Raw genomic sequence first — 22,443 nt, 5'->3', positions numbered from 1 at the left:
TGGACAGCAGGCTAGGCCGCTGCTCGAACGCCCGCGTCGAAACGTGCAGAGCCCGTGCCGCGCGCTCCCCGACCACGACCGGAGCGGCTGGACGAACTAGACGAGCCGGACGGGCCGGACCAGCCGGTCCAGCCGGTCCAGCTGGTCCAACCGGACCAGCTGGAAGGCGGTCTCGGAGTTCGGCTGCGCCAGGGCGGCCCGGACCTCGTACCGGCCGGCCGCAAGATCCACCCGTAGGTGGTTGTCGGGCTCCACCTCAGAGCCGGGCCAGGCGGAGTCGAACAACACGACCGGCCCCGGCACGTCCCAGACCTGCCCGTCCTCCCATGCGGCATCCTCCAACGCCGCCCCGACACCGCCCAGCAGTTCCGCCTCCGACTCGGCCGCCACCCATCGCACGAAGACCCCGTACTCCGGGAGGAACGCCGTGGACGAGGGCTCGTCGCCCAACACCAATGCGTGCGAAGGACCCACCGCGAGCAGTCCGGCGAAGCCGACGACCGCGCAGGCCCTGTCGTAGTCGGATTCCGGACCTTCGCTGTCCGCCCCCTCCCACCGGGTCAGCACCTCGGCCGGCACCGCCACCAGCGGCCCCCCGCCGGACTCCACCCAGTCGACCAGTCCCGGATCCGCATATCTCGCCATGCCGCGAGGGTAGGGGCCGATTCCCGCACGGGGGACCGGAACGACCTCGCTGAGGTTCCGGCACTGCTCGGGATGCCGGTCAACGAGGCGTCGTGGAAGGGGAGTTCGTACGCCTGGACCGTGCCGCCGGCGGAGATGCAACCATCGGGCGGCCGCCCGTCGCCAGGGCCCGTACGGCGGGTCCGAGCGGGCCGCCGCCCCCTCGGCCCCGAGAGGGACGGACGCACTGCCCTCCCGCACCTACGCACGTACCCGGCTCCGCAAAGCCCACTAGATCCGCCGAACGCCGGACCCGCGCATGATGGGCGGATGGACAAGGTGACCATCAGCGAAGAAGACCGCCGCCAACTCGGACTCTGGGCCGCCGATTGCGTCGAACGGGCCCTCCCCCTCTTCGAGGCGAAGGCTCCCGCCGACCCCCGCCCTCGGGAGGCCATCGAAGGCATCCGAGCCTTCGCACGCGAGGGCAGTGGGAGGACCGCGAAGCTACGTTCCCTCGCCTGGGCGGCCAACGCGGCGGCGCGCGACGTCGACGATCCGGCGGCCACGGCCGCCGCCCGTGCCGCGTGCCACGCGGCAGCGACTCCGTACATCCACCCGTTAGCCACCCCTCACCAGTCGAAGCACGTACTGGGGCCCGCCGTGTACGAGGCACTCGCCCGTGAACTCGCCGTGGGCGATGCCGCAGGTGCTGACGAGGAGATCCGGTGGGCGATCGAGCACGCACCACAGGAGGTGCGCGCACTGCTGCGCCAGATGCCGGCTCGCAGCCCTGGTCGCAGTCGGCTGGACACGCTCTACTACGAGCTCGACGCCGCCCTCCGCCGCTCTGAGTGACAGCAGGGTTCTGGCACACGTTCCGTGAGGACGATCAACGGCGCTGGAGTTCTTCACCATCCGCAGGCCACGCTGCCGAACCAGCCCAGCCCTCGGTGTTCGAGCAGGCCTCGTAGGAGCAACGCGTATCGCGGTCCGCTCCTCCCCGGTGATGCGGTCGTACGCCCGGTGCGGTGTGGAGAGGAGGCGTCTGCGACCAGGTCGTGTCCGTACTCCTTGCGGTCCGGCCGGTAGAGCGCCCATGGCAGTTGCTCGGCGAAGCCGATGACCAGCGACAGGGGGACCGGATCGAGCCGTTGGTGCCGGCCGGTCCCGGGAGACCGAGGAGTCGGCCGGACCCATGGCAGTCAGCCGCGCGGATGCTTCACTTGCTCGACAGCAGGAGACCACTGGGGCGGGTGTGTGGAAGAGCCAGGTTTCCGAGTACTCCTCACGGGGTCTGGAGATCGGAAGACGGAGGCGATCCGTGCGATCCGAACGGTCACCGGCCTCAGCCTTTGGAACAGCAAGCTTCTGCTGGACAGTACGCCCGTAGCGGTCACAGGACCCGTCTGGCTCGAAACCGCCCAGGACGTGGCCGGTGCCCTTGAGGCCGCGGGGGCCAACGCGACAGTGATCTGCGACTGGTGCGACCGCACCATCACGCGGGCGGCTGGCCAGCTGGACCCGGCCCCGTGCAGTGGTCCGTGGCCTCCCGAGGCCTGTCGGGCGAGTTGCCCACCCCACCGGCAACGGACCGGGGAGAACCACTACTGACGGACCCAGAGCCGGATCTGAGAGACACGCGATGGTTGGGGCAGCCCGATGGGTGCTGCCCTCAACGGGTGCCCGTTGAGCTCCTCGCAGCCGTCCTCGTCCCACCAGGTCCTGCCCTGCGTGGTGAGGTACGGATGCAGCCCGCGCACATCGCCGCCACCGCTGTGACCCGCCCGGCCGACGCGACCCTCGTCCGGACCGGGACGTTGGTCGACCACCCCTGTACCCCGCCATCGGCGCTCTCGGCCCAATCACCGGGCAGCGGGATGCCGAGGAGCTGCTCTGCTCTGCCTGTTGAGCAGTGCGAAGTCGGACGCGGCCTGGGCCGCCAGCCAGGCATCGACGCGGCCGCGCGCGTGCACCGTAAACGCAGAAAAGCCCCGCACCGAACCCTTAACGGGTTGGTGCGGGGCTTTCCCACAATGATTGTTCGGCGGCGTCCTACTCTCCCACAGGGTCCCCCCTGCAGTACCATCGGCGCTGAAAGGCTTAGCTTCCGGGTTCGGAATGTAACCGGGCGTTTCCCTAACGCTATGACCACCGAAACACTATGAAATTTGAACACGCTGGCATGGACACAGCTGTTCGTTATTTCAGAACTAACACAGTGGACGCGAGCAACTGAGGACAAGCCCTCGGCCTATTAGTACCAGTCAGCTTCACCCGTTACCGGGCTTCCACATCTGGCCTATCAACCCAGTCGTCTACTGGGAGCCTTACCCTCTCAAGGAGGTGGGAATACTCATCTTGAAGCAGGCTTCCCGCTTAGATGCTTTCAGCGGTTATCCCTCCCGAACGTAGCCAACCAGCCATGCCCTTGGCAGGACAACTGGCACACCAGAGGTTCGTCCGTCCCGGTCCTCTCGTACTAGGGACAGCCCTTCTCAATATTCCTACGCGCACAGCGGATAGGGACCGAACTGTCTCACGACGTTCTAAACCCAGCTCGCGTACCGCTTTAATGGGCGAACAGCCCAACCCTTGGGACCGACTCCAGCCCCAGGATGCGACGAGCCGACATCGAGGTGCCAAACCATCCCGTCGATATGGACTCTTGGGGAAGATCAGCCTGTTATCCCCGGGGTACCTTTTATCCGTTGAGCGACGGCGCTTCCACAAGCCACCGCCGGATCACTAGTCCCGACTTTCGTCCCTGCTCGACCCGTCGGTCTCACAGTCAAGCTCCCTTGTGCACTTACACTCAACACCTGATTGCCAACCAGGCTGAGGGAACCTTTGGGCGCCTCCGTTACCCTTTGGGAGGCAACCGCCCCAGTTAAACTACCCATCAGACACTGTCCCTGATCCGGATCACGGACCGAGGTTAGACATCCAGCACGACCAGAGTGGTATTTCAACGGCGACTCCACAACCACTGGCGTGGCTGCTTCAAAGTCTCCCACCTATCCTACACAAGCCGAACCGAACACCAATATCAAACTGTAGTAAAGGTCCCGGGGTCTTTCCGTCCTGCTGCGCGAAACGAGCATCTTTACTCGTAGTGCAATTTCACCGGGCCTATGGTTGAGACAGTCGAGAAGTCGTTACGCCATTCGTGCAGGTCGGAACTTACCCGACAAGGAATTTCGCTACCTTAGGATGGTTATAGTTACCACCGCCGTTTACTGGCGCTTAAGTTCTCAGCTTCGCAACCCCGAAAGGTCACTAACCGGTCCCCTTAACGTTCCAGCACCGGGCAGGCGTCAGTCCGTATACATCGCCTTACGGCTTCGCACGGACCTGTGTTTTTAGTAAACAGTCGCTTCTCGCTGGTCTCTGCGGCCACCCCCAGCTCAAGCAGCAAGTGCTATCACCAGTGATGGCCCCCCTTCTCCCGAAGTTACGGGGGCATTTTGCCGAGTTCCTTAACCATAGTTCACCCGAACGCCTCGGTATTCTCTACCTGACCACCTGAGTCGGTTTAGGGTACGGGCCGCCATGAAACTCGCTAGAGGCTTTTCTCGACAGCATAGGATCATCCACTTCACCACAATCGGCTCGGCATCAGGTCTCAGCCTTAATGAGGGACGGATTTGCCTACCCCTCGGCCTACACCCTTACCCCGGGACTACCACCGCCCGGGCTGGACTACCTTCCTGCGTCACCCCATCGCTTACCTACTACAAGTCTGGTTCGTCGGCTCCACCACTTTCCTTTCCCCGAAGGGTCCGGAACGGCTTCACGGACTTAGCATCGCCTGATTCGATATTGGGCGTTTCAAAGCGGGTACCGGAATATCAACCGGTTGTCCATCGACTACGCCTGTCGGCCTCGCCTTAGGTCCCGACTTACCCTGGGCAGATCAGCTTGACCCAGGAACCCTTAGTCAATCGGCGCACACGTTTCTCACGTGTGTATCGCTACTCATGCCTGCATTCTCACTCGTGAACCGTCCACAACTAGCTTCCGCTGCTGCTTCACCCGGCACACGACGCTCCCCTACCCATCACAGCGGGCGTTGGCCCTATTGCTGCAATGACACGACTTCGGCGGTACGCTTGAGCCCCGCTACATTGTCGGCGCGGAATCACTTGACCAGTGAGCTATTACGCACTCTTTCAAGGGTGGCTGCTTCTAAGCCAACCTCCTGGTTGTCTCTGCGACTCCACATCCTTTCCCACTTAGCGTACGCTTAGGGGCCTTAGTCGATGCTCTGGGCTGTTTCCCTCTCGACCATGGAGCTTATCCCCCACAGTCTCACTGCCGTGCTCTCACTTACCGGCATTCGGAGTTTGGCTAAGGTCAGTAACCCGGTAGGGCCCATCGCCTATCCAGTGCTCTACCTCCGGCAAGAAACACACGACGCTGCACCTAAATGCATTTCGGGGAGAACCAGCTATCACGGAGTTTGATTGGCCTTTCACCCCTAACCACAGGTCATCCCCCAGGTTTTCAACCCTGGTGGGTTCGGTCCTCCACGAAGTCTTACCTCCGCTTCAACCTGCCCATGGCTAGATCACTCCGCTTCGGGTCTAGAGCGTGCAACTCAATCGCCCTATTCGGACTCGCTTTCGCTACGGCTTCCCCACACGGGTTAACCTCGCTACACACCGCTAACTCGCAGGCTCATTCTTCAAAAGGCACGCAGTCACGACCGTTGTTCCGAAGAACAACGGCGACGCTCCCACGGCTTGTAGGCACACGGTTTCAGGTACTATTTCACTCCGCTCCCGCGGTACTTTTCACCATTCCCTCACGGTACTATCCGCTATCGGTCACCAGGGAATATTTAGGCTTAGCGGGTGGTCCCGCCAGATTCACACGGGATTTCTCGGGCCCCGTGCTACTTGGGAGATGAGCAAGCAAGCCGCTGATGTTTCGTCTACGGGGGTCTTACCCTCTACGCCGGACCTTTCGCATGTCCTTCGACTACATCAACGGTTTCTGACTCGCCGACCGGCCGGCAGACCGATCAAGCTCATTCCCACAACCCCGCATGCGCAACCCCTGCCGGGTATCACACGCATACGGTTTGGCCTCATCCGGTTTCGCTCGCCACTACTCCCGGAATCACGGTTGTTTTCTCTTCCTGAGGGTACTGAGATGTTTCACTTCCCCTCGTTCCCTCCACACTGCCTATGTGTTCAGCAGTGGGTGACAGCCCATGACGACTGCCGGGTTTCCCCATTCGGACACCCCCGGATCAAAGCTCAGTTGGCAGCTCCCCGGGGCCTATCGCGGCCTCTCACGTCCTTCATCGGTTCCTGGTGCCAAGGCATCCACCGTGCGCCCTTAAAAACTTGGCCACAGATGCTCGCGTCCACTGTGTAGTTCTCAAACAACGACCAGCCACCCATCACCCCACCAGACAAGCTGGCGAGTTCACTGGGGCCGGCACTGAAGATCTCAACCTTACGGCCGTACCTTCAGGACCCAACAACGTGCCAAGCACGATCCCCTCCACTTCACTGTGTTCCACGCCGAAGCAGTACTTACAGAGAGTTTTGGAAACCGTGCCAACTAATCAACGTTCCACCCATGAGCTGACCGTGCAGAACGTTTGTCTGCAATCGGTACTGTGCTCCTTAGAAAGGAGGTGATCCAGCCGCACCTTCCGGTACGGCTACCTTGTTACGACTTCGTCCCAATCGCCAGTCCCACCTTCGACAGCTCCCTCCCTTACGGGTTGGGCCACCGGCTTCGGGTGTTACCGACTTTCGTGACGTGACGGGCGGTGTGTACAAGGCCCGGGAACGTATTCACCGCAGCAATGCTGATCTGCGATTACTAGCGACTCCGACTTCATGGGGTCGAGTTGCAGACCCCAATCCGAACTGAGACCGGCTTTTTGAGATTCGCTCCACCTCACGGTATCGCAGCTCATTGTACCGGCCATTGTAGCACGTGTGCAGCCCAAGACATAAGGGGCATGATGACTTGACGTCGTCCCCACCTTCCTCCGAGTTGACCCCGGCGGTCTCCTGTGAGTCCCCATCACCCCGAAGGGCATGCTGGCAACACAGGACAAGGGTTGCGCTCGTTGCGGGACTTAACCCAACATCTCACGACACGAGCTGACGACAGCCATGCACCACCTGTATACCGACCACAAGGGGGGCACTATCTCTAATGCTTTCCGGTATATGTCAAGCCTTGGTAAGGTTCTTCGCGTTGCGTCGAATTAAGCCACATGCTCCGCCGCTTGTGCGGGCCCCCGTCAATTCCTTTGAGTTTTAGCCTTGCGGCCGTACTCCCCAGGCGGGGAACTTAATGCGTTAGCTGCGGCACCGACGACGTGGAATGTCGCCAACACCTAGTTCCCAACGTTTACGGCGTGGACTACCAGGGTATCTAATCCTGTTCGCTCCCCACGCTTTCGCTCCTCAGCGTCAGTAATGGCCCAGAGATCCGCCTTCGCCACCGGTGTTCCTCCTGATATCTGCGCATTTCACCGCTACACCAGGAATTCCGATCTCCCCTACCACACTCTAGCTAGCCCGTATCGAATGCAGACCCGAGGTTAAGCCTCGGGCTTTCACATCCGACGTGACAAGCCGCCTACGAGCTCTTTACGCCCAATAATTCCGGACAACGCTTGCGCCCTACGTATTACCGCGGCTGCTGGCACGTAGTTAGCCGGCGCTTCTTCTGCAGGTACCGTCACTTTCGCTTCTTCCCTGCTGAAAGAGGTTTACAACCCGAAGGCCGTCATCCCTCACGCGGCGTCGCTGCATCAGGCTTTCGCCCATTGTGCAATATTCCCCACTGCTGCCTCCCGTAGGAGTCTGGGCCGTGTCTCAGTCCCAGTGTGGCCGGTCGCCCTCTCAGGCCGGCTACCCGTCGTCGCCTTGGTGGGCCATTACCCCACCAACAAGCTGATAGGCCGCGGGCTCATCCTTCACCGCCGGAGCTTTCAACCCCCGCCCATGCAGGCAGGAGTGGTATCCGGTATTAGACCCCGTTTCCAGGGCTTGTCCCAGAGTGAAGGGCAGATTGCCCACGTGTTACTCACCCGTTCGCCACTAATCCACCCCGAAGGGCTTCATCGTTCGACTTGCATGTGTTAAGCACGCCGCCAGCGTTCGTCCTGAGCCAGGATCAAACTCTCCATGAATGTTTACCCGTAATCGGGTGCACACATCACTTAGAGCGGGCACGTCATGTCGGAATGAGACCGACGCGCCACAACGTCCTCGCTGTGTTGTTGCCTGCAAGTGCTCCACGAGGAAGCCTTACAGGTCTTTTTCAAAGGAACCTCATCCACCGAAGTGGACGGGGTATCAACTTCTGGCGTTGATTTTTGGCACGCTGTTGAGTTCTCAAGGAACGGACGCTTCCTTTGTACTCACCCCCGCGACATCCGCTGGGGCTTTCCTCCGGGCTTTCGTTCTGTTCTTGCGTTTCCGACTCTATCAGATCCTTTCGGGCCTGACCCCCAGTCAGCGGGGTTTGTCTTCCGGGCTGTTGGGCCCTTCCGACTCCTGAACTCTAGTGGATTTCCCCGGCGATTCATAATCGGCCTTCGGAAAGGAATTCGGGCATGCCGAATTCGTTCCCAGTGGGAGATCGTGCTGAGTTGGGTGCCGCAACGAGGCGGCGGGATTCGTTGTCGCCAAAACCTTCCGGCTCTGGGACAACTCGAAGAACCTTACGGACCTGCCGGGCTCGTGTCAACCCCGGTGGTCAGCTGGGTGACTGGAGGTCTTCCACGCGATCCAGCAGGCGGGCGAGCATGTCGCCGAGCACCCCGCGCTCTGCGGTGGAGAGGTCCTGGAGGAGGTCCTCCTCGAAGACCGTGGCCGCGCGCATCGCGTCCAGCCACTTGCTGCGGCCCTCGTCGGTGAGCTCCACGATCACGCGGACCCGGTTGGACTCGTCCCGCTCGCGCGTGACCAGGCCCTCCGCCGTCATCCGGTCGATCCGGTGGGTCATCGCTGCCGGCGTGAGGCCCAGCTGCTTCGCCAGTTCGCTCGGGCCCATCCGGTAGGGGGCGCCGGAGATGACGAGGGCCTTGAGGACCTCCCACTCCGCGTTGCTGATGCCCAGGGCCGCCGTCTGGCGGCCGTACGCGACGTTCATGCGGCGGTTCAGGCGGCTCAGTGCCGAGACGACCTTCTCGACCTGGGGGTCCAGGTCCTGGAACTCGCGCTGATAGACGGCGATCTGTTCGTCGAGGCTCGGCTCGTGGACGGCGGCAGTGCCGTCGGGGGTGTCACCCATGGGTCGAAGTATCGCACGAGCTCGTTGGCATCTAACTCCTTCGATGTGTACTGTTAAGGCTTGAAGTTTAGCTATGAAGTCTTCAGGCTTCAGGTCTCAAGGGCAGGTGAGAAGTGACCAAGGTGATGGGCGCTGCGATGCAGCGGATCCAGGCCGGGAACGCGCTGACCGCGTTCGGCATCGGTTTCACGGTTCCGTTCCTCTACATCTATGTGGCGCAGGTGCGAGAGCTGGGTTCCATGGCCGCCACGTGCGCGTTCGTGGCCTTCGCGCTGGGCGCTCTCGTCGCGCTGCCCTTCACCGGTCGGGTCATCGACCGACGTGGTCCGGTACCCGTGGTCATCGGGGCGTCCGTCACCGCCTCGGTCGGTGCGCTCTCGCTCGGGCTCTCCACCAACACCGCGGCGATCCTGCTCTCCGCTCTGGCGCTCGGCGCCGGGCAGGCCGTGATGCAGCCCGCGCTGGCCACGATGATCGTGTGGTGCTCCACGCCGTCCACCCGGACCCGTGCCTTCGCCCTGCAGTTCTTCATGCAGAACCTGGGTCTGGGCATCGGCGGTCTGCTCGGCGGCCAGATCGTCGACGAGAGCCGGCCCGGCAGCTTCACCCTGCTGTTCGGCATCGAGGCCGTGATGTTCCTGGTGCTGGCCGGCGTGATCCTCAGCGTGCGGCTGCCGCAGGTGCCGAGCATCAAGGACGCCGTGCCGAAGGACCCGTCCCAGTCGGGCGGCAGCGGCTGGAAGCGGCTGCTCCGCCACAAGGCCATGGTGCAGCTGTGCGTGCTGGGCTTCGTGGTGTTCTTCGCCTGCTACGGACAGTTCGAGTCGGGTCTGGCCGCCTTCGGTACCGAGGCCGCCGGGATCTCCCCCTCCACGCTCGGCTTCGCGCTCGCGGCCAACACCGGTGCGATCGTCGTCGCGCAGTTCGTCGTGCTCCGGCTGGTCGAGAAGCGCCGCCGGTCCCGGGTGATCGCGCTCGTCGGACTGATCTGGACCGTGGCGTGGGTCATCGCCGGGTTCTCGGGGCTGGGTCACGGCAGCGCCGTGATGGCCGCCGCGGCGTTCGTCACCACGTACGCGCTCTTCGGCATCGGCGAGGCCATGCTGTCGCCGACCCTGGCGCCGCTGGTGGCCGACCTGGCGCCCGAGGGCTCGGTGGGTCAGTACAACTCGGCCTTCGCACTGGTCAAGCAGATGGCGCTGGCGCTGGGGCCGCTCGGGGTGCCGCTCGGTGCGGGGGTTCCGATGCTCTACATCGGGGTCTTCGTGTTCGTGTCGCTCGGGATCGCCGCCCTCGCGCTGCGGCTCGGCAGGCGGCTGAGTCCGATGCAGGACAACCCGTGGGTGGCGAGCAGGGTCGTGGCGCAGGGCGGCCCCGTCGCCGAGGTGGCCACCGGGGACGTCGTCGTGGAGCGCGTGCACGCGTAGAGACGTACGTATATATGTGCGGGAAGCAGGAAGGCCCCGGTCCGGGTGGATCGGGGCCTTCCTGCTTCCCGCTGTTCGGTTACTTGTCCGGCAGCGCGAATTCGCACCAGACGGCCTTGCCGCCGCCCGGGGTGCGGCGGGAGCCCCAGGCGGAGGCGATGGTCGCGATGATCGAGATGCCGCGGCCGGTCTCGTCGGCCGGTTCGGCGCGGCGGCGGCGCGGGAGGTGGTCGTCCCCGTCGGTGACCTCGATGATCAGCCGGCGGTCGGTGCGGCGCAGCCGGAGCCGCATGGGCGGGGTGCCGTGCTGGAGGGAGTTCGCGACGAGCTCGCTGGCGGCCAGGACGCCGAGGTCGCAGAGCTCGACGGGGAACCGCCAGGAGGCGAGGACGCCCTGGGCGAAGGCTCGGGCGCGCGGGGCCGCCTCGATGCCGCCGAGGAGTTCCAGGGCGGCGTTGTGGAAGAGCTCGGCGTCGGATCCGGTGCGGGCCGGCTGCTGGAGGACCATCACGGCGACGTCGTCGTCGTGGTCGGCGTCCACGCCGAGGGCGCGCATCAGGCGGTCGCAGATGACGGCCGGGGTGCCCTGGGCGCCGGAGAGGGCGCGTTCGAGGGCGGCGACGCCCTCGTCGATGTCCTCGCCCCGGCGTTCGACCAGGCCGTCGGTGTAGAGGACGGCGGTGGAGCCGGGGCCGAGCGCGATGGTGCCCGAGGTGTGCAGCCAACCGCCGGTGCCGAGCGGTGGGCCGGTGGGGTCGGCGGCTCTGCGTACGGTGCCGTCCTCGTCTCGGACCAGGATCGGGAGGTGGCCGGCGGAGGCGTAGGCGAGCAGGCCCTCGTTGGGGTCGTGGACGGCGTAGACGCAGGTGGCGATCTGGCTGGCGTCGATCTCGGCGGCGAGGCCGTCGAGGAGTTGGAGCACCTCGTGCGGGGGCAGGTCGAGGCGGGCGTAGGCGCGGACGGCGGTGCGCAGCTGGCCCATGACGGCGGCGGCGCGCACGCCGCGGCCCATGACGTCGCCGATGACGAGGGCGGTGCGGCCGGCGCCGAGGGTGATGACGTCGTACCAGTCGCCGCCGACGGCGGCTTCGGTGCCGCCGGGCTGGTAGGTGGCGGCGATGCGCAGGTCGTCGGGCTGTTCCAGCTCCTGGGGGAGGAGGGAGCGCTGGAGGGTGACGGCGGCCTCGCGCTGGCGGCGCTCGCTGGCGCGCAGGCGCTCGACGGCTTCGGCGTGGTCGGTGACGTCGGCGAGGTGGATCAGGACGCCGGTGTGGTGGGGGTCGGGCTCGCCCTCGGTGTCGGACTCGGGGAACTCGACGGGGGTGCAGGTGACGGTGTACGAGCTGCCGCCGCCCGGTGCGGTGCGGTTCTTGGCGGTGCGGGACTTGCCGCTGCGCTGGACCTGGTCGAGGAGCGGGAGGAGGCCGAGCTCGCCGAGTTCGGGGAGGGCCTCGTGGGCCGGGGCGCCGGGGGTGCGGGTGCCAAAGCCGGCGGTGTAGGCGTCGTTGACGTAGGCGACGCGGTGCTCGGGGCCGTGGACGAGGGCGACCAGGGCGGGGAGCCGGCCGAGGACCTCGCGTACGGAGAGCTCGTCGAGGGAGGGCACGGTGGTGAGGACGCCTCCCCGCCCGGGCGGGGACGCGGCCGGGGACGTGGACGCGCCTGTGCCTGTACCTGTACCTGTGCTGCCGCCATTGCCGTGGCCGCTTCCAGTCCCGGAGACCGTGGGGTCGGCGGGCTGGCCGTCGGCGGGCGCGGACCGCTCGGCCCCGGGGTCGGCGCGGCCGCCGCGGGCTGCCGGGACCGCGCCTTCACCTCGTTTGGCCTGGGCGGCGGCGTGTTCGGACCGGGCGGCGGCGCGGCGCTGCGTTCCGGGGAACCGGGCGCTCCAGCGCGTGAAGTTCACTGCGTTCAAGCCTCGTGGTGTCGCGAGTGGTCGCTGTGTCGCTCGTGGGCGGTCGCTGACTGGACGATGTCACTCTGTGCAGGGGTGAGCGCACCTATGGTCACACGTCCAGTGTGGCCGACCGCACTGACAACGTCAGCCCTGGCCGTTCTTCGGGGGGTTGGGGGCGGGGGGCGGTGGAGGTGGCTTGGGGCCGCCGCCTGCGGCCAGTTCGAATTCTGCCCTGGGGTGTTCGAGGGAACCCAGGGAGACGATCTCACGCTTGAAGAGGCCGGAGAGGGTCCATTCGGCAAGGACGCGCATTTTGCGATTGAAACTGGGGACGCGGCTGAGGTGGTAGGCGCGGTGCATGAACCAGGCCGGGTAGGCCTTGAGCTTGCGTCCGTAGATGTGGGCGACGCCCCGGTGCAGGCCGAGCGAGGCGACCGAGCCCGCGTACTTGTGGGCGTACTCGGTCAGGACCTCGTCGCGGAGGGCGGCGAGGAGGTTGTCGGCGAGGACCTTGGCCTGGCGGACGGCGTGCTGGGCGTTGGGGGCGCATTCGCGGCCCTTCTCGCCCGCGGTGATGTCGGGGACGGCGGCGGCGTCGCCGGCGGCCCAGGCGTGCTCGACTCCTTCGATGGTGAGGAAGGAGGTGCAGGCCAGGCGGCCGCGTTCGTTCTTGGGGAGGTCGGAGGCGGCCAGGACGGGGTGCGGTTTGACGCCGGCGGTCCACACGATGGTGCGGGTGGGGAAGCGGGCGCCGTCGCTGAGGACGGCGACGCGGTTCTCGCAGGATTCGAGCCGGGTCTCCAGGCGCACGTCGATGTTGCGCCGGCGCAGTTCGCGGACCGTGTAGACGCCCATCTCGGGGCCGACCTCGGGGAGGATCCGGTCACTGGCTTCGACGAGGACCCACTTCATGTCCTCGGGCTTGATGTTGTGGTAGTACCGCGCCGCGTAGCGGGCCATGTCCTCGAGCTCGCCGAGGGCTTCGACGCCCGCGAAGCCGCCGCCGACGAAGACGAAGGTGAGGGCGGCGTCGCGGAGGCCGGGATCGCGGGTGGAGGAGGCGATGTCCATCTGTTCGATGACGTGGTTGCGCAGTCCGATGGCCTCTTCGACCGTTTTGAATCCGATGCCGTAGTCGGCGAGTCCCGGGACGGGGAGGGTGCGGGAGATGGAGCCCGGGGCGAGGACGAGTTCGTCGTACTCCATCTCGACGGGGCCGGTGCCCTCGTCGGGGGTGGCGAGGGTCTTGACGGTCACGGTCCGTTTGGCGTGGTCGATGCGCTGGGCCTCGCCGATGACGATGCGGCACTTGTTGAGGACGCGGCGCAGCGGGACCACGACGTGCCGGGGGGAGATCGCGCCCGCGGCCGCTTCGGGGAGGAAGGGCTGGTACGTCATGTAGGGCTCTGCGGTGACCACCGTGACCTCGGCTTCGCCGGCTCTCAGCTTTCGCTGGAGGCGGAGCGCCGTATACATGCCGACGTAGCCGCCGCCGACGATCAGGATGCGCGTACGGGGCGGGGTACCGGGGGCCGTGCCCCGGGAGTTAGCAGCCTTCACCATCCCATGACGCAACGTGGCTGGGAGTTTGTCCACAGGCCCGGCAAATTGTGTGACCGGAGTGAACGCTGGGGCGGAGTGCAAGAGGACGTCAGCTTGTGGCGAAAATGTGCAGGTCAGGGTATACGGAATGTGAGATTCCGGAGGCACGGATCGGAAAAGTGGGGGTGAATGCTCCGATCGGGCGGTGCTCCGTCCGGGGCTGCCTCTTCTGAATTGACTCTGGCTCAACTATGTTCGTATCTCGTCGAGGAGTAGGACCGGGCCTGAGACCGTGGCCCCCTCGACGTGAAGGCGGGGAGTGTCTCCGGGGGGAGACAAATGATTACCGGGGGATACATATGAACATTTCCGATTTCCATGGTTCTGCGACCACGCTCTCGGTCGAGAGCAACGGACGCGGCATCGCGGGCGGCACCACGCACGGTGTAGGCCGGTCCACGCCGCTGCGCGTCGACGCCCAGCGCAACCTGGAGCACGTTCTGCGGGCGGCCCGCGAGGTCTTCGGCGAGCTGGGCTACGGGGCTCCGATGGAGGACGTGGCTCGCCGCGCCCGGGTCGGTGTCGGCACCGTGTACCGACGCTTCCCGAGCAAGGACGTCCTGGTGCGGCGCATAGCCGAGGAAGAGACCGCGCGACTGACCGAGCAGGCCACGGCCGCGCTGGGCCAGGAGCAGGAGCCGTGGCAGGCACTGTCGCGCTTCCTGCGCACCTCCGTGGCCTCGGGCGCCGGGCGGCTGCTGCCGCCGCAGGTCCTGCGGGTCGGCTCGACCGTCGAGGACGAGGCCGAAGAGGTGGAAGCCGCTCGGGTTCCGCAACAGCGGCAGGCCGTGCCGGCCGCCGGGACTCCCGACCTGCGGGTCCTGGGTGCGCGCGGCTCCGTAGAGAACGAGCCCTCGGACGACGCGGGTGCGGGTGCGCTGCTGGAGGTCGTCGGCCGGCTGGTGCACCGGGCGCGGGAGGCCGGTGAACTGCGTGCCGATGTCACCGTGGCCGATGTGCTGCTCGTGATAGCAACGGCGGCGCCCGCGCTGCCCGACCCGGCGCAGCAGGCGGCGGCCTCGACGCGGCTGCTCGACATCCTGCTCGAAGGGCTGCGGTCCCGGACGGCGTGACCTCGGCGGGTGCCGGCGAGGGTCCGATAGGGCGATTCGCCGGCACGTGCCCGGACGGGTGGATGGCGCGCAGAGGGGTCCGGTGCCCGTCCCCCGTGTGACACGCTTGACCGGTGTACCGGTTGAGTGTGTCGTGCGGGAGTCTCCGCGATGAGCGTTGACGGTCGGGAAGAGCCGCGCGGTGGCGGCGGCAGCGAGGTGGAGGCGGGCAGTCTGCCCGCACGACAGGTGCCGGCGCAGCGCGACCCGGGTGGGCGACACGCACGCCCCTCGGGCTCTTCCGGACCCGGCGGCACCGGCGGCGAGCTGCCGCCGTCCGACGGGGACTTGATCGCCCGGATGCGGGGCGGCGACGACGGAGCGTACGAAGAGCTGTTCCGTCGGCACGCCGATTCCGTGCGCCGCTACGCCCGGTCCTGTTGCCGGGACGCGCACACCGCCGACGACCTGACCGCCGAGGTGTTCGCGCGGACCCTGCAAGCGGTGCGGGGCGGGGCCGGGCCGGACCAGTCGGTGCGGGCCTATCTGCTGACCACCGTGCGCAGGGTCGCCGCGGCCTGGGCGAAGACCGCCAAGCGCGAGCAACTGGTCGAGGACTTCGCCGTCTTCGCCGAGCAGGCGTCCACGGGTACGGAGGGCGGGGCCGCTCCGTCCGGGCTCTCCGGACTCTCCGGGCTCTCCAGGGACGACACGCTCGAACTGGGGGCGGACGTCCGGGCCATGCACGAGGCCGAGCGGTCGCTCGCCATGCAGGCCTTCCGCAGCCTGCCCGAGCGGTGGCAGGCCGTGCTGTGGCACACCACCGTCGAGGAGGCGTCGCCGAGCTCGATCGCGCCACTGTTCGGGCTGAGCGCCAACGCGACGGCCGTGCTGGCCAGTCGGGCTCGGGAAGGGCTCAAGCAGGCGTATTTGCAGGCCCATGTGAGTTCGGCGCTGAGCGAGGGCGGCGACTGCGCGCGGTACGCGGACCGGCTGGGCGCCTACGCGCGGGGCGGGCTGCGGATGCGGGCGGAGCGCGGGCTGCGCAAGCACCTGGAGGAGTGCGTGAAGTGCCGGCTGGCCGCCGGGGAGCTCCAGGACGTCAACGCGGGCATTCCGGCGCTGCTTCCGGTCGCGGTCATCGGGTGGTTCGCCGCCGGGTACGCGGGCAAGGCCGCCGGAGTGCTGGCCGGTGGGGCCGTCGCCGCGGGCGGGGCCGCCGCGGCTGCCGCCGGTGGTTCGACCGCGGGAGCCGGGACGGCCGGTGCCGCGGGAGGTGCCGGGGGTGGGGCTGCCGGGGCGGGCGGCGGGGCCGGGGGTTCCGTGGCCGCCGAAGGGCTCGGGCTGCCGGCCAAGGCCGCCATCGCCGCCGGGATCGCGGTGGCCGCGGCCGCCGGGGTGGTGTTCGCGCTGGCCGGGGACGACACCGAGCCGGGGGCCCGGGCCAAGCCCGCGCCCAGTGTGGCGGCGCCGGCGGTCCCGTCAGCGCCTTCGGCGGCGAAGGCTCCTGCCGCGACTTCGGCCCCGGCCGAGCCGGATCCGCCCGCGCAGGAGCCGCAGGCGGTACAGGGCTCCGTAGCTCCGCGGCCCGGGCCGACGTCCTCGGCCGCGGCCTCGGCCTCCACCGCTCCCGGTCCCGCGCCCTCCTCGTCCTCCTCGCCTTCGCCTTCGTCCTCGCCGAGTCGGGAGAAGGCCTCCCCCACGCCGTCCCCGGAACGGCCCTCACCGAAGCCGACACCGACACCGACGCCGCCCCCGAAGCCGCCGCAGGGGTTCCAGCTGGCCGGGCTCGCCCACTCGGTCCACGGGGACCACAGCGGCCCGGAACTGCAGACCTGGCGCAGCGGCTGGGTGTGGCAGCGGCACGGGTTGGAGGTGGGCGGCCGGCGCTTCGCGCACGGCATCACCGTGAACTCGCGGTCCTCGGTGGAAGTCACCCTCAACCGGCAGTGCACGAGCTTCTCGGCACGAGCGGGGGTGGACGGCCTGTCGCTGTTCACGGACGGTGCGGTGCGCTTCTCGGTGTACGCCGACGGGGAGCGGGTGTGGCAGTCCGGCGCCCTCGGGCACGAGGACCCGCCCGCATCCGTGCAGGTCTCCCTCGCGGGACGCAAGTCGCTGCGGCTGGTGGTCGAGAAGGCCGGGCCGGGCAGACTGCCGACGCTGGCGAGTTGGGCCGACGCCGTGATCAGCTGCCGCTGAACGCCGTGGTCAGCGTCGCGGCGAGGGCGGCCGGGGTGAGCGCGGCGCCGGCCTCCTCCTCCCGGCCGTAGCGGTCCGGGCCGAGCAGGGCGCGGGTCCGCTCCGGGAGGCCGTCCACGGCGCCGTGCTCCGGCACCGAGCGCGGATGCCCCGCACGCCAGGCGGTGGCCGCCGCGAGGGCCCGTACGGCCTCGGCCGGCCGGTCGGCGTCGGCCAGCAGCAGGGCCGCGGCCTCGGCCATGCCGGCCAGGACCCGCTCGGCGCACCGGGCCTCGACGGCGTCGGCCAAGGCCGGGCCGATCCTGGTCAGAGCGGGCACCGGGCCCTGTTCGCGGCCGGTGAGGACGGCGTCGACGGTCGCCAGGCCGGCGGTGAGCTGGGCGGGCACGGTGAACCGTTCGGCCTCGGCGCGGGCCCGGTCGCACTCCCGGCGGGCCCGGGCCCCGTCGCCGCGCTGGAGGGCGACGAGGGCGGCGAGGAGCCGGGCGAAGGTGCTGACGTCGTACACCCCGCCGTACCGGTCGGATTCCTTCTCGGCCGCCGCCAGCAGCCGCTCGGCGTCGTCGAGGTCCCCCGCGCAGTAGGCGGTCTCGGCGATCCGGGCCATGGCGAAGGGCGCCTCGACGCTGGCCCCGACCTCGCGGGCCAGGCGCAGGCACTCCTCGTACTCGATGCGCGCGTCGGCGTACCGGCCGCGCGAGAGGGCGACTTCCCCGGCGGCGCTCGCCACCTGGGCACGGGTCCAGCGGTCACCGACGCGATGGGCGAGCTCGTGGAGCTCGGCCAGGTCGGCGTCGACGTCGGCGAGGCCTCCGGTGACGTCGATGGCGACGTGGGCGCGGAGCATGAGGACGATGCCCAGTTCCCATTCCCCGGCGTGGACACGGCAGTTCGCGACGGACCGGTCGAGGTCGGCGTGGAAGTCGAGGGAGGTGCCGGTGAGGAAGGTCGTCGCGGGCCAGAGCATCCCGGGGAAGCGGGTGGTCTCCGGGGAGCCGTGCCGGAAGGTTTCCTTGATGCGGGTGGCGAGGTCCCGGTAGTCGGATGTACGGAACTTCTCGGCGGAATTACTCTCCGCGAGAAGGAACATGTCGAGGACGAGCAGGCGCATGAAGCGCCAGTACGCGGGGGTGCCCTCGGGAGGAACCTCGGGCGTGAGGGCGAGGGTCCGGGTGGTCCACTCGGCGCCTTCGGCGCGGTAGTTGCGCAGCCACCAGAACCAGCCGAGGGCGAAGACGAGGCGCTCGCCGGCCTCGGTGTCGGCGTTCTCGACGACGGTGCTGTGGAGGGCGGCCCGGAGGTTGTCGAGCTCGGTCTCGACGCGCCGGATCCAGGGGAGCTGGGCGGCGGAGCGGATCAGGGGTTCGGCTTCCTCGGCGAAGGCGAGGTAGTGGGCGGCGTGGCGGCGGGCGGTGGCCCGGGCGTCGGCGGGGTGGGCGGCGGCGCGCTCGGCGGCGTACTCGTGGATGGTTTCGAGCATGCGGTAGCGCATGCCGGGGCCGCCGTGGTCGCCGTGGCCCTGGTCCGGTTCGGCCAGGACGAGGGACTTGTCGACGAGGGAGCCGAGGACGTCGGCGGGGTCGTACGAGGCGTCGCGGGCGGGGTCGGACGGGTCGGCGCAGACGGCCTCGGCGGCGGCGAGGTCGCAGCCGCCGGCGAAGACGGACAGCCGGCGCAGGACGGTGCGCTCGGCCTCGTCGAGCAGCTCCCAGGACCAGTCGACGACCGCGCGCAAGGTCTGCTGGCGGGGCAGGACGGTACGGGCGCCGCTGGTCAGGAGCCGGAAGCGGTCGTCGAGGCGGTCGGCGATCTGGCGCGGGGTGAGCAGCCGCAGCCGGGCCGCGGCCAGCTCGATCGCCAGCGGCAGACCGTCGAGTCGGGCGCAGATCTCGGCCACGGCGGCCGGGTCGTCGGTGGGGCTGAAACCGGGGCGGGCGGCGGCACCGCGGTCGGCGAAGAGCTGGTGGGCGGGGTCGGGCGGCAGGGGCTCGACGGGGCGGACCGTCTCCCCCGGGACGCCGAGGGGTTCGCGGCTGGTGGCCAGGATCCGCACACCGGGGCAGTGCGTGAGCAGCCGCTCGGCGAGCTCGGCGGCGGCGCCGATGACGTGCTCGCAGTTGTCGAGGACGAGCAGCAGGCTGCGGTGGGCGCAGTGTTCGACGAGGCGGGCCGTGGGGTCGGTGGCGGCCGGGGTCGGGGTCTCGCGGGTGACGAGGGAGCTCTCGCGCAGACCGAGGGCGCTGAGGACGGCGCCGGGAACGGCGGCGGGCTGGTCCAGGCGGGCGAGTTCGACGATCCAGCCGGCTTCGGGATGGGCTGCGGCGGCGTGCTCGGCGAGGCGGGTCTTGCCCGAACCTCCGGGGCCGGTGAGGGTGACGAGGCGCAGGCGGGCCAGATCGCCGCGGAGGGCGGCCAGTTCGGGTTCGCGGCCGACGAAGGAGGTCAGGCGGGGGCGGAGGTTCCCGCGGGGCGCCGCGGGGGCGTCGATGACGCCGGACGCCTCGGGCCGGGGCTGCGGGGCCTGCGGAGGCAGGGACTGCGGCTGGAAGGGCTGCGGGGGCAGGGACTGCGGCTGGAAGGGCTGCGGCTTGAGGAGTTCCGCGTGCAGGGCGGCGAGTTCGGGACCCGGGTCGGTGCCGAGGCCGTCGGCGAGGACCCGGCGCGTGCGCTCGTACGCGGCGAGCGCCTCCGCGGGGCGGCCGGCGGCGCGCAGGGCACGGAGCTGCTGCGCGCGGAGCGATTCGTCGTACGGGGACTCGTCGACCAGCGTCTCGATCTCCGGCAGGAGCGCGGCCGGGGCTGCGGCGCCGCTGCGCAGGTCCGCCTCGATGCGGTGGCGGACGGCGCCGGAGCGGCGGGCCTCGGCGACGGCCGCATGGGCGGCGCGGGCGGGCTCGGGCAGGTCGGCGAAGGCGGGTCCGCGCCAGAGGGCGAGCGCGGTGCGCAGGGTGCGGGAGGCGGCGGCCGGGTCGGTGGCCAGTTCCTGGCCGCCCTGGACCGCCAGCCGGTCGAAACGGTGCAGGTCGATGTCGTCGCGGGCGGCGGCCAGGAGATAGCCGCCGGTGGGGGCGGAGTGGACGGCGTCGCGGCTGCCGAGGGCGCGGCGGAGCCGGGCGACGAGTGCCTGGAGGGCGGCGGGGGCGTCTTGGGGCGGGTCGTCGCCCCAGACGTCGTCGACGAGTTCGGCGACCGAGGCCGGGCGGCCGGCCCGGAGGGCGAGGGCGGCGAGGAGCGCGCGCAACCGGGCGCCGCCCACGGGGAGGGCGGCGCCGCTCTCGTCGCGCGCCTCGGTGACACCAAGGATGAGATACCTCACCGGGCAATTCTGCCCGGCGCGTTGGGGTGAGCGGCGCCCGGCCGGGGCCTCAGGTGATCGAGGTGTCCCCGTTCTCCTCCAGGAGCGTGCGCAGGGCCTCGGCGACCGTGGCGCACGTGGCGGGATCCAGCGGGGCGAGCAGCTCCGCGTAGCGGCCCAGGTGCTCGGTGATCATCGAGTTCGTCAGTGCGAGGCTCCGCTCGGTCAGCCGGATCCGCACCGTGCGGCGGTCCTGACCGTCCCTCACCCGCTCGACCAGGCCTTTGGCCTCCATGCGGTCGATGCGGTTGGTGATCGCGCCGGAGGTGACCATGGCGGCCGGGATGAGGGCGCCGGCGGTCAGCGCGTACGGGGGGCCGGAGCGGCAGAGGGTGAAGAGGATGTCGAGCTCACCCACCTCCAACTCGTGCTCGGCCGCGAAGGCCTTCAGGTGCTTGTCGATGACGCGGTTCATCCGCTGGATGCGGGCCACCACCTCCACCGGCCACAGCCCGGCAGCCAGATCCGGGCGCTCCGCCGTCCACTGGCCGACGATCGCGTCCACTGCGTCGCTCATGCGCTGTTCCTCCGTCGCTCGCTCGCGTCCCTCGCGCCCACCGCAGAATATCTCAACGTTGAGACACTTGACGTTGAGAGGACTCGATGTTTTTATCTTAACGTTGAGATTCTCAGCCTTGAGATGGATCGGAGCGGGCGCCACCATGACCACCACCAACGCCACCACGGCCAAGGCCACGGCCGCCACGGCCGCCACAGCCGCCAAGGCCACGACCACAGCCAAGGCCACCGCCGCCGCTCCCCGTACCGCGCCCCGGGTCGGCCCCGTTCCCGTCTTATGGCTGGCGCTGATGGCCACCCCCATGGCCGCCGGGGCCAACGCCCCCGTCCTGATCCTTCCGGACATGGCCCGCTCCCTCGGGGTGAGCGCCTCGACCGCCACCTGGCTCGTCGCCTCCTACGCCTGGGCCATGGCGGTCGGCACCCCCCTGCTGGCCGGACTGCTGCGCCGCCGGGGCCTGCGGGCAGCGCTCCACCTGGCCGGCGCCCTCCTCGTCGGCGGCACCCTCCTCGTCGCCGCGTCCCCCTGGCTGCCGCTCACCCTCGCCGGACGGGCCACGCAGGCCGCCGGTGGCGCCGGTCTGGCGGCGGTCGCCATGAGCCTGGCCGGCTCGGCGCGCCGGATGGGCGTGATCAGCGCCGGCTTCGGCATCCTCGGTGCGTCCGGCCCGCTCCTCGGCGCCCAGCTCTCCGAGGCCGTCTCGTGGCGGCTCTCGCTCTCCGTGTCCGTGATCGCGATCCTGGCGGTGCCCATGGTGGGCCGGTACGCGGCGGCCCCGTCGGCCCCGGCGGCCCCGGTGGCCGCTCCTCAGGACACGTTCGACGCCCGCGGCGCCGCTCTGCTGACGGCGCTCGCCACCGCCCTGGTCCTGCTGCCCCACGCACCGGCCGCAGCCCTCGGCTCCTCGGCACTCGCCGCCACCCTGCTCGTACTCCACGTACGCCGGCGCCCCGACGGTTTCGTACCGGCCGCGCTGATCCGGCGGCCCCTCTTCCTCGGCTCCGCGCTGCTCGCCCTCGCGCTCTCGGGCTCGTACTTCACCCTGCTGTTCTCCGTACCCCGGCTGCTCACCGAGCGGGCGGGCTGGGACGCCACCACCGCGGGCACCGGTCAGCTCGTGGCACTGCTCACCGGATCCGCGCTCTCCTGGCTGCTGGCCGCCGCCTCGGCGCGCATGAGCCGGGCGGCCGTCCGCGCCGTGCTCGTCGGCGTCGGAGCACTGGCCGCGACGATCGCGGTGTTCGCGAGCTGGGGCCCACTGCTGCTGGTCGCCACCCTGGGCGGGATATTCGCGGCGACCGGGTCCAACGCCGTGCTGTCGATGCACGCCGCGTCGAGCGCCCCCGAGCCCCAGCGCCCCACGGCCATCGGCCTGTTCGCCCTCTGCTACCAGCTGGGCGGGGCCTTCGGCCCGGCGATCGCGACCGCTCTGGTGCTCACCGCCTGAGCCGGGACCGGCGGCCCTGGCCGCCAGTCCGGGCGACCGATCC

General features: G+C 68.9%; 13 protein-coding genes and 3 rRNA genes (1 of these 16 only partly in view). 6 read left to right on the top strand and 10 right to left on the bottom strand.

Annotated features, from left to right (window positions below; all coding sequences use genetic code 11):
- Position 1, bottom strand: partial view of a hypothetical protein gene (locus tag OG594_RS03145; RefSeq protein WP_266594947.1) — a 1-nt sliver only. The gene continues 896 nt to the left of window position 1, outside the view; a 1-nt sliver of its 897-nt coding sequence is all that appears in the window; its start codon straddles the left edge of the window (only 1 of its three bases is visible, at position 1); its stop codon lies off the left edge, out of view.
- 95 nt (positions 2 to 96) lie between these two features.
- A complete protein-coding gene (locus tag OG594_RS03140; protein ID WP_266594946.1) occupies positions 97 to 645 on the bottom strand; it encodes an Imm21 family immunity protein in 549 nt (182 codons plus the stop codon).
- A 309-nt stretch (positions 646 to 954) separates the two neighbouring features.
- Between OG594_RS03140 and OG594_RS03135 the strand changes: the two genes are divergently transcribed.
- Both OG594_RS03135 and OG594_RS03130 read left to right on the top strand, forming a co-directional pair.
- Complete coding sequence (locus OG594_RS03135; protein WP_266594945.1) at positions 955 to 1,482, top strand: putative immunity protein; 528 nt, start codon at positions 955 to 957, stop codon at positions 1,480 to 1,482.
- A gap of 264 nt (positions 1,483 to 1,746) precedes the next feature.
- Positions 1,747 to 2,238: a ribosomal protein L7/L12 gene (locus tag OG594_RS03130; RefSeq protein WP_266594944.1), complete on the top strand. Its 492-nt coding sequence runs from the start codon at positions 1,747 to 1,749 to the stop codon at positions 2,236 to 2,238.
- 428 nt (positions 2,239 to 2,666) lie between these two features.
- Here the strand turns inward: OG594_RS03130 and rrf are convergent.
- The 4 genes from rrf to OG594_RS03110 all read right to left on the bottom strand — a co-directional run bounded on the left by rrf (position 2,667) and on the right by OG594_RS03110 (position 8,898).
- Positions 2,667 to 2,783 (bottom strand): 5S ribosomal RNA (gene rrf / locus OG594_RS03125).
- Positions 2,784 to 2,861: 78 nt separating this feature from the next.
- Positions 2,862 to 5,984 (bottom strand): 23S ribosomal RNA (locus OG594_RS03120).
- 283 nt (positions 5,985 to 6,267) lie between these two features.
- Positions 6,268 to 7,792 (bottom strand): 16S ribosomal RNA (locus OG594_RS03115).
- Together the 16S, 23S and 5S rRNA genes form the textbook arrangement of a ribosomal RNA operon.
- Before the next feature lie 569 nt (positions 7,793 to 8,361).
- Positions 8,362 to 8,898, bottom strand: coding sequence for a MarR family winged helix-turn-helix transcriptional regulator (locus OG594_RS03110; protein WP_030733189.1), 537 nt, complete (start codon positions 8,896 to 8,898; stop codon positions 8,362 to 8,364).
- Positions 8,899 to 9,023: 125 nt separating this feature from the next.
- Here OG594_RS03110 and OG594_RS03105 point away from each other — a divergent pair, with 125 nt between their 5' ends.
- Positions 9,024 to 10,325 (top strand): MFS transporter, encoded by a 1,302-nt coding sequence (locus tag OG594_RS03105; protein ID WP_266602554.1) that lies wholly within the window; start codon positions 9,024 to 9,026, stop codon positions 10,323 to 10,325.
- 79 nt (positions 10,326 to 10,404) lie between these two features.
- Here the strand turns inward: OG594_RS03105 and OG594_RS03100 are convergent, their stop codons facing one another.
- Complete coding sequence (locus tag OG594_RS03100) at positions 10,405 to 12,231, bottom strand: ATP-binding SpoIIE family protein phosphatase (protein WP_266602552.1); 1,827 nt, start codon at positions 12,229 to 12,231, stop codon at positions 10,405 to 10,407.
- Between the two features lie 135 nt (positions 12,232 to 12,366).
- Positions 12,367 to 13,785, bottom strand: coding sequence for an NAD(P)/FAD-dependent oxidoreductase (locus OG594_RS03095; protein WP_266594943.1), 1,419 nt, complete (start codon positions 13,783 to 13,785; stop codon positions 12,367 to 12,369).
- A 338-nt stretch (positions 13,786 to 14,123) separates the two neighbouring features.
- Between OG594_RS03095 and OG594_RS03090 the strand changes: the two genes are divergently transcribed.
- Together OG594_RS03090 and OG594_RS03085 are read left to right on the top strand one after the other, a co-directional pair.
- Positions 14,124 to 14,897: a TetR/AcrR family transcriptional regulator gene (locus OG594_RS03090; RefSeq protein ID WP_266594942.1), complete on the top strand. Its 774-nt coding sequence runs from the start codon at positions 14,124 to 14,126 to the stop codon at positions 14,895 to 14,897.
- Between the two features lie 150 nt (positions 14,898 to 15,047).
- Complete coding sequence (locus tag OG594_RS03085) at positions 15,048 to 17,078, top strand: sigma-70 family RNA polymerase sigma factor (RefSeq protein WP_266594941.1); 2,031 nt, start codon at positions 15,048 to 15,050, stop codon at positions 17,076 to 17,078.
- Here OG594_RS03085 and OG594_RS03080 read toward each other — a convergent pair.
- Positions 17,065 to 20,394, bottom strand: coding sequence for a BTAD domain-containing putative transcriptional regulator (locus tag OG594_RS03080; protein WP_266594940.1), 3,330 nt, complete (start codon positions 20,392 to 20,394; stop codon positions 17,065 to 17,067). The two genes, OG594_RS03085 and OG594_RS03080, sit on opposite strands and share 14 nt — an antisense overlap.
- A gap of 49 nt (positions 20,395 to 20,443) precedes the next feature.
- Entirely contained in the window at positions 20,444 to 20,950 is a 507-nt protein-coding gene (locus OG594_RS03075) for a MarR family winged helix-turn-helix transcriptional regulator (protein ID WP_266594939.1), read from the bottom strand.
- 145 nt (positions 20,951 to 21,095) lie between these two features.
- Between OG594_RS03075 and OG594_RS03070 the strand changes: the two genes are divergently transcribed.
- Positions 21,096 to 22,400: an MFS transporter gene (locus OG594_RS03070; RefSeq protein ID WP_266594938.1), complete on the top strand. Its 1,305-nt coding sequence runs from the start codon at positions 21,096 to 21,098 to the stop codon at positions 22,398 to 22,400.
- Positions 22,401 to 22,443 lie beyond the last annotated feature (43 nt).

It is taken from the genome of Streptomyces sp. NBC_01214 (genome assembly GCF_026340975.1).
Lineage (GTDB): Bacteria > Actinomycetota > Actinomycetes > Streptomycetales > Streptomycetaceae > Streptomyces.
The sequence above is the reverse complement of the archived record's forward strand: the minus strand, read 5'-3'. Positions and strand labels throughout refer to the sequence as shown.